Source organism: Paenibacillus sp. NPDC058898, assembly GCF_049316025.1.
Classification (GTDB): domain Bacteria; phylum Bacillota; class Bacilli; order Paenibacillales; family Paenibacillaceae; genus Paenibacillus_AQ.
This window is the reverse complement of the sequence record NZ_JBMOSM010000042.1, coordinates 1-1,203: the sequence shown is the minus strand read 5'-3', so window position 1 is coordinate 1,203 and position 1,203 is coordinate 1. Positions and strand designations below refer to the sequence as shown.

The 1,203-nt window shown below is 47.8% G+C and carries 1 protein-coding gene; it reads right to left on the bottom strand.

The window, feature by feature from the left end; all coding sequences use genetic code 11:
• Window positions 1–74: 74 nt before the first annotated feature.
• Window positions 75–1,151, bottom strand: a complete 1,077-nt coding sequence (locus ACOZB4_RS34085; RefSeq protein ID WP_422759743.1) for a GntR family transcriptional regulator — start codon at window positions 1,149–1,151, stop codon at window positions 75–77.
• Window positions 1,152–1,203: the final 52 nt, after the last annotated feature.

Sequence of the window (1,203 nt, the reverse complement as noted above, 5' to 3'; positions counted from 1 at the left end):
ACTTATAATAATATAATTTTATATACTATATTTAATATAAAATAGGTGATCTCCTCTATTGTCGACCAGCCGCTTTACTCTTTTACCAGCATAACTGGCACCACGATTCTTCTCGCCTCAAAAGCTCCTTCGATCTGCTCGATTAGCAGCTCTACGGTCAACCGGCACATTTCCTCCTCGTTTTGGCGAATATACGGGACATTCGGCAGATCCGGCGGATCGAATGTGATCAGCTCCACTTCGTCCGGCACCTGTCTACCGGATGAAACTGCGGCTTTATAGACATTTCTGCACAGCTCCGTATTGGCCGTGATGATGCCGGTGATATGGGGACTGCCATCTAAAAACGCCCTGATATGTTCAATGGATTGACCTGATGCGATCTCTTCCAGCGGGAGGAGACACCATAAGCTTTTGTCGATCGAATATCCATGCTCCAGAAAAGCCTGCTCAAACCCTTGGGCCCTCTCGTCCGTCACCGTATTCGTAATTTCAGGAGAGATGAACGCGATAGACGAATGGCCTTTGTTAAGTAAATACTCCACGGCTTCCCTAGTGCCATTAACGTTATCCGAGCTTACACTGTATGTCTTGACCTCCTTTAAGAACCGATCGATCAGAACGAAGGGGAAACGGTCCAGCGAGAGCCTCAGAATCGAATCGTTGTACGTCTCGTTTTCAACCGGAAAAATGATCATACCGTCTACCCCCTGCTTCAGAAAGGACGAGATGACCTTGGACTCCTCAAGCTGGGATTCGCGTGTAATTCTCAGCATCACTTCATAACCTGCGGCAGAGGCGTACTTCTCGATGTTATCTAAAAAACGCTGGTCCACTTTCGTTTTCATCGTCGGCAGCACTAACCCGATACGCCCGCTCTTGCCCGGACCTGCTGTCCATTCTCCCAACTGATCAAGCGCCGTGGCGTTTTCCGGTCTGCTCATAACGAAGGTGCCCTTGCCTTGGATCCGGACAAGCAAACCTTCCTCCATCAGTCCGACCAGCGCATTTTTGCTTGTAATTTGACTGACGCGGTAACGTTCGGACAATTCTCTCTCCGAAGGGACCCGGTCCCCTTCCCGCAGCTTGCCGATGGCGATCAGCCGCTTGATATCTTCCTGAATTTTTTTGTATAGCGGCAGAGATTTCAATGCCCATCACAACCTTTATAATTTAAATAGTATATTTAGTATATTATTATAA